The organism is Amycolatopsis sp. CA-126428, from assembly GCF_002904335.1.
Taxonomy (GTDB): Bacteria; Actinomycetota; Actinomycetes; order Mycobacteriales; family Pseudonocardiaceae; genus Amycolatopsis.
In genome coordinates, this window is record NZ_PPHF01000066.1 from 36,799 (window position 1) to 43,418 (window position 6,620).

Consider the following 6,620-nt stretch of genomic DNA (forward strand, 5'->3'; position numbering starts at 1 on the left):
GTCGTCCTTTCGGGAGAGGGGCTCAGTCCTTGACGGCGCCCGCGGTGACGCCGGCGGCGACGAACCGCTGCGCCAGCACGAGGAGCACGGCGGCCGGCACGGAGGCGACCACCGCCGTCGCCATGATGGAGTTCCACTCCTGGTTGTTGTTGCCGATGTAGCGGTAGATACCCAGGGTCAGCGGCCGCAGCGAGCCGCCGCCGTCGAGCGTCGCCGCGAAGACGAAGTCCGACCAGGCCCACAGGAACGAGAACAGCCCCGCCGTGACGACCCCGTTGCGGCTCGCGGGCAGCACCACCGACCAGAACGCGCGCACCGCGCCCGCGCCGTCGATGGTGGCCGCCTGGAGGAGCTCGTCCGGCACCGACGCCATGAAGGAGGTGAGGATCAGCACGGCGAACGGCACCGCGATCGTCGAATCGGCGAGGACCAGGCCCCAGGCGGTGTTGGTGATGCCCAAGGAGACGTAGCTGCCGTAGAAGCCCAGCGCCATGATGATGCCGGGGATCATCTGGGCGACGAGCAGCACGAACCCGAGCGCCCGGTGCCCGCGCGGGCGCAGCTTGGCCAGCGCGTACGCCGAAGGGGCGGCCAGGGCCAGCGTCAGCGCCACGGTGCCGAGCGCGACGAACAGGCTGGTGGCGAAGTACGGGAGCTGCTCGCGCAGGACCCGCTCGTAGCCTTCGAACGTCGGCGCGGCGGGGAACCAGTCGGGCGGCGACTTGCGCATCCGCCCGGCCGGGGTCAGCGACACGTTGACCATCCAGTAGACCGGGAACAGCATCACGGCGGTGAGGACCAGCCCCACCGCGGTGCGCCAGTGCCGGATCACGGTGCCTCCTGCCTGCGCTGCGCGCGGATGTAGAGCAGCCCCGCGACCAGGGCCAGCAGGATGAGCACGTTGCCCACGGCCGCGCTGGGCCCGAACCGCGGCAGCATGCTGCCGAACCCGAGCTGGTAGGACCAGGTGGCGAGGGTGGTCGACGACCCGCCGGGCCCGCCCTTGGTCATGATCCAGATGACGTCGAACACCTTGAGCGTGTAGACCAGCCCCAGCAGCAGGGTGATCGCCGAAACCGGCCGCAGGAGCGGGAAGGTGACGTGCCGGAACCGCTGCCACGCCCCGGCGCCGTCGAGCGACGCCGCCTCGTACACCTCGGCCGGGATGTTCTGCAGGCCGCTGTGCAGCACGACGAGGTTGAACGGCACGCCGATCCAGATGTTGGCGATGATCACCGAGACCAGCGACCACGACGGCGACGTCAGCCAGTCGATCCGGCCGGCGCCGAACCAGCCCAGCACGGAGTTGACCACCCCGGACTCGGTGTTGAGCAGCCACGCCCACGTCGATCCCGAGACGATCAGCGGCAGCAGCCAGGGCACGAGGAACAGCGCGCGCAGCGTCGGGCCCAAGCGGAAGTGGCGGGCGAAGAACACCGCCATCGCCAGCCCGATGCCGTACTGGAAGAGCAGCGACGCGGCCGTGAAGACGAGCGTGTCGAGCAGCGCCGTGCGGAAGGTCGGATCGGTGAACACCGTCGCGTAGTTGTCGAACCAGACCAGCGGCGCCCCGCCGTGGACGAAGGTGCGGACGGTGTAGTTGCGCAGGCTGAGATCGACGTTCGTGACGAGCGGATAGCCGTAGCACAGCACGAGGTAGGCGACGAGCGGTGCGAGGAACGCCCACGCGAGCAGCTGCGGCCGCCGGCGCCCCGTCCGTCCGGGCGCGGGCGCGGCCGGACGGACGGTGACCGGTTCACGGATGTCCTGCACGAGCGGGCCTACTTCGCCGACGCGGCGGTCGCCTGCGCGGCCGCGAGCGCGGCGTCCGGGGCCTTCGCGCCGGTGAGCGCGGCCTGCACGGCACCCCAGAGCGGTTCGGAGATCCGCGGGTACCGGGTGCCGAGGTTGTCGCCGGTGCGGCCCTTCGCGACCTTGACCGCGTCGACCCAGACCTTCAGCTCCGGCTGGGCGGCGACCTGCTTTTCCTGCACGGACGGCACGGCGGAGACGTAGGTCAAGGCGGTGTCGGAGTCTCCGACGTTGGCCGGGCTGGTCAGGCAGGACGCGATCTTGCCCGCGGTCTTTTCGGCGTCCGGGCTGCTCTGGGCGGGCACGGTGACGAACTCGCCGCCGGTCGGGGCCGGGGCCGCTCCCCCGGCCCGCGCCGGGATCGGGAGGACGCCGTAGTCGAAGCCGGCCTTCTTCGCGTTCTGCAGCTGCCAGGTGCCGTTCTCGGCGAAGGCGTAGTCGCCGGTCGCGAACTCCTGCCAGCTGGTGGTCTGCGTGTTGCCGACCACCGAATTCGGGGCGTACCCCTTGTCCAGCCACGACTTCCACTGCGCGAGCGCCGAGACGGCGCCGGCCGAGGCGAGGTCGGTCAGGTTCGCGCCCGAGCCCCAGAACCACGGCAGGAACTGGAAGCTGCCCTCTTCGGTGCCGATGGCGGAGAACGTGATGCCCTTCTTGCCCGCGCCGTGCACCTTGGCCAGCGCGGCGTCGAGACTCGCCCAGTCCTTCACCGACGCCGGGTCGACGCCGGCCGCGGTCAGCACGGCCTTGTTGTAGTAGAGGGCGAGCGTGTTCGCCCCGATCGGGACGCCGTACACCTGGCCCTTGACGTCGGCCGCGGCGAGCAGGTTCGGGGCGACCTGCGCGGCGTCGAGCCCGGTGTCCGCATTGGACTTGAGCACGCCGCCTTCGGCCAGGGTGGAGACGACCGGGTTGTCGACCACGAGGACGTTCGGCGCGGTGTTCTGCTGGGCGGCGAGCAGCACCTTGTTGGTGAGGTCGGTCGTGTCGAACGCCTGCCGCGCGATCTTGACCCCGGCGTCGGCACCGCACTTGTCGACGACCTTCGCCCAGGCGGAGCTCGCGTCGAACTGGGGGTAGGGGTCCCAGACGGTGAAGGCGCCGCCGGCGCCCGTCCCGCCCGTTCCGCCGCTGGGGGCCGTTCCGGAGGAGCAGGCGGCCAGCGTCGTCGCGGCGACGGCCACCGACAGCAACCGGATGATCGGGTGACGCTTCATGGAGGGGTCCTTCCTGTCGGCACCAGCGACGACCTGGAGGCGGTCGGTCCATCATCGAACCGGTTCGATGATGGAGGCCGCGTCACCGTAAACCCCGCGAGCACTCCTGCGCAATACTGCGTGTACTACGATCGAACCGGTTCTGGAAAACGGTCAGGAGTGGCATGAACATCGGGGAGATCGCGCGCCGCGCCGGGGTTTCGCGCAGCACGGTGTCGTACGCGCTGAGCGGCAAGCGCCCGGTGTCGGCGGCCACCGTGCAGCGCATCAACGACGTCATCGCCGAACTCGGTTACCGGCCCAACGCCAGCGCCCGGGCCCTCGCCGAAGGCCGCACGCGCACGCTGGGTCTGGTGGTGCCGCCCGCCAGCCGCCGGCTGACCGACGTCCAGCTGGGGTTCGTCGGCAGCGTCGTCGACGCGGCCGCCGCCCACGACCTCGACGTCCTGCTCTCCCCCAGCGGCGGCGACCACGACCGGTCGTTCGAGCGCATCGTGACCGGCCGGCGGGTCGACGGCGTGATCCTGATGGAGATCCTCCTCGAAGACCCGCGGGTCGAGCGGCTGAGCCAGGCGAGCCTGCCGTTCGTGACGATCGGCCACGTCGAGCACCCGGGAGCGTCCTGGTGGGTCGACGTCGATTACGGCGCCCTGATCACCCGCTGCGTGCACCACCTGGCGGATCTCGGCCACGAAGAGGTGGTGCTCATCAACCGTTCGGCCGAGCTCGTCGCGGCGGGCTACGGCCCCGCCCTGCGCTCGGCGACGGGGTTCCTCGACGCCACCGCGGCGCGGGGCCTGACGGCGCGAACGGTGTGCTGCGCGGACGAAGCGGCCGCGGGTCTGGCTTGCTTCGAGCAGATCCGGACGCAGTGGCCTTCGGTGACGGCGGCGGTGACGATCAACGAAGCGGCCCTGCCGGGCGTCCAGCGCGCGCTGCACCGGGCGGGCCTCGAGGTGCCTCGCGACTTTTCGCTGACCGGGGTGATCGCCGAGCGCTTGGCGGAGGACTTCCACCCCCCGCTCACGGCGGCGGACGTGCCCGCGGTGGAACTGGGCCGGCTGGCGGTGGACCTGCTGCTGGCGCAGATCGCGGACGCGGACGCGGAACCGCGGCACGCGCTGCTGGAGCCGCCGATCTCGCTGCGGTCGAGCACGGGCGCCCGGCGCCGCCACGGCTGAGCGGCCGCCGGACCCGCCCAACCCCGACATCACGCTCGCCCGGCCGGTGCTCGCAGCAGCACGACCGAGTCTCGATCCGCGGGCGCGCCCGCCCCATCGAACCGGTTCGATGACTCCCGAACTGCACGAAGGCCTCGCGGTTCACCGGCCGGCAGCCTCCGGCCCGGCCGGCGCCCCGCGGCCTCCGGCCAGACGTAACAGCGACCGCGGGTTCAGCGGGCGAACACCGTCAGGTCGATCGAATCGCCGAGGACCCGGTCGCCTGCCGCGTTCGGGTGGTAACAGTCGGTGCGCCGGTCCGCGCGGATGACCGTCGGATCCGCCGGGTCGCGCAGCACGGCGTCGAAGTCGAGCACCGCGTCGAACGTCCCGGACGTGCGAATCCACGCGTTGACCGCGAGCCGGGCCTGTTCCTTCGGGCTGCCGGCGGCGTTGCACATCGGCAGGATCGTCGCGCCGACGATCCGGCGGCCCGCCGCGTGCACCCGCCCGGCGATGGTGCGCATGGCCCCGATGACCTGCGCGGCCGGGGCCGGTGGGGCGTTGTCGCCGCCGCCGAGGTCGTTCGTCCCCTCCAGGAGCAGGACGTACCGCACGCCGGGCAGCGAAAGCACGTCCCGGTCGAGCCGGGCCGGCGCGGGCGGGCCGCAGCACTGGCCGGTGGGGTCGTACGGGTTCGGCTGGACGCTGACGGTGTTGCCGCTGATCCCGGCGTTGGCCACCGACAGCCGCCGTGACGGCGGGAGCGTCCCGAGGCGCTCGGCGAGCACGTCGGTCCAGCGCGGACCGCCGCCGAAAGCGTTGTAGCCGTCGGTGATCGAGTCGCCGAGGGCGACGATCGTGCCGCGGGCGGGCGACACCGCGCTGATCGCGTCCGCCCACCACAAGACGCCGGGAGCGAAGGGCCCGAACGCACTCCCCGACTCGTCCGCCCCGGCGTCGCCGGGTCCGGCCGAGGTGAACGACCCCGGCGTGAACGTCTCCGGCGGCGGGAACGTGTGGTCGTTGATCGGCGCACCCGGCGCGTACACGCTCACCGCGACGTGGTCGCCGCGCCGGACCGCCAGCGGCAGCGGGTCGGTCCACGCACTGGCACCCGGCGGAATCGTCACCGCGTGGCGGAAGCCGAAGGTGGCCCGGTGGTTCGATCCCGGCACCAGCGCGGGCGAATTCGTCGACGGCTGCCGGCCGACCCAGACCGACCGCACGGTCATCGGGGTGCTGCCGAACGGGTTGCTCAGCCGCACCCGCAGCGCCACCCCGGTGGCGGTCACGGTGAGCACGTTGCGGATGGTGGCGTCGGGGGCGGTGCCGTGCACGCCTTCGAGCGAGGACTCCGTCAGCGTCACCCAACCCGGTGGCGCGGCTTCCGCCGCGGCCGGGCTCAGCAGCGACGCGGCAACGGCCAGGACCACAGCGGTTCGGCGGATGCGCATCCGGGGCGTCCTTTCGTGGGGTACCGGTGGAGATCAGGCTACGACCGCCCGGCCCGCCGGGAAAGCGCTGTCACACGCCCGGCCGCCGGGGCCGGGCGCGTGACAACCGTTCCGATCAGGACGCCCACGGTGCGCTGACGAGCCAGCTCACGTCGTCGCTGTAGGCATTGGCGCTGTCGAAGGTGTTCGGACCGCCGTTGGCGGCGATGTAGACGAGGTTGTCGTAGTGGCGGACGTACCGGTCGGCGAAGTTGAGCGATCTGAGCGAGGCACCTTGCCCGTTGCGGCCGGCCTCCGGGCAGAAGGTCGCGTCCTGGGCGAACAGCGAGCTCCCGTCGTTGGCCTGCAGGGACAACTTGTAGTTCTGGTGCCGCAGGTACTGCCCGGCCACGTTCTTCGACTCGAACGACACGCACGAGCCGCTGCCGAGCCCGGTCCGGACGGTCCAGGACGCGTTGCCCTTCTCCGTGGCCGAACTGCCGCTGCCGACGACCGCGGTGTCCACAGTGGACCCGTTGTGGTGGATGTAGCGGTCGGTGCAGCAGGCGGTGGTGGCGCGCAGCGAGACGGACGTGCCCGGCGTCAGCCCGGTGTTCGCGGAACCCGTGGCGTAGCCGGCCGCGGTGATGTTGGCCTGCACCGCGTTTTCGGTGGCTTCCGACGGATAACCGGACGTCATCACGCCTTCGTAGAAGGTGCCGCGGGCGCCGACGCTGTTGTCCCCGCCGATACCCAGGATGATGGCGCCTTCCTTCTTCATCGGGTTGTAGCCCGAGACGTTCGGGCGCACGCCGTCGTAGAAGGTGGACACGCCGCCGGACTGGGCGTTGCCGCCCCGGATGGCCCACCGGTTCGGGCCGCCCTTGACGATGGCGGTCAGGAAGCGGTGGTTGATGGTGGGATCGTTGGCGTTGTAGTGCTGGTTGACCCCGGAGAACAGGCCGTTTTCCAGGTCGGCCATGATCCACGGCCCG

Annotated in this window: 6 protein-coding genes; 1 reads left to right on the top strand and 5 read right to left on the bottom strand. The window is 71.6% G+C overall.

Annotated features, from left to right (window positions below; genetic code table 11):
• Positions 1-22: 22 nt before the first annotated feature.
• From C2L58_RS16930 to C2L58_RS16940, 3 genes are read right to left on the bottom strand one after another with little or no spacing between them, the layout of a single operon-like run.
• Positions 23-832: a carbohydrate ABC transporter permease gene (locus C2L58_RS16930; RefSeq protein ID WP_103338546.1), complete on the bottom strand. Its 810-nt coding sequence runs from the start codon at positions 830-832 to the stop codon at positions 23-25.
• Positions 829-1,773: a carbohydrate ABC transporter permease gene (locus tag C2L58_RS16935; protein ID WP_103338547.1), complete on the bottom strand. Its 945-nt coding sequence runs from the start codon at positions 1,771-1,773 to the stop codon at positions 829-831. The genes C2L58_RS16930 and C2L58_RS16935 overlap by 4 nt, the downstream gene beginning before the upstream one ends.
• An 8-nt stretch (positions 1,774-1,781) precedes the next feature.
• On the bottom strand, positions 1,782-3,029 hold the full coding sequence (locus C2L58_RS16940) for a sugar ABC transporter substrate-binding protein (protein WP_103338548.1): 1,248 nt from the start codon (positions 3,027-3,029) through the stop codon (positions 1,782-1,784).
• A 116-nt stretch (positions 3,030-3,145) separates the two neighbouring features.
• Here C2L58_RS16940 and C2L58_RS16945 point away from each other — a divergent pair, with 116 nt between their 5' ends.
• Positions 3,146-4,210 (top strand): LacI family DNA-binding transcriptional regulator, encoded by a 1,065-nt coding sequence (locus C2L58_RS16945; RefSeq protein WP_360177525.1) that lies wholly within the window; start codon positions 3,146-3,148, stop codon positions 4,208-4,210.
• Positions 4,211-4,422: 212 nt separating this feature from the next.
• Here the strand turns inward: C2L58_RS16945 and C2L58_RS16950 are convergent, their stop codons facing one another.
• Positions 4,423-5,646, bottom strand: a complete 1,224-nt coding sequence (locus tag C2L58_RS16950; protein ID WP_103338550.1) for a GDSL-type esterase/lipase family protein — start codon at positions 5,644-5,646, stop codon at positions 4,423-4,425.
• A 115-nt stretch (positions 5,647-5,761) separates the two neighbouring features.
• The coding region (locus tag C2L58_RS16955; protein WP_199191304.1) for an arabinofuranosidase catalytic domain-containing protein at positions 5,762-6,620 on the bottom strand (859 nt) is incomplete at its 5' end.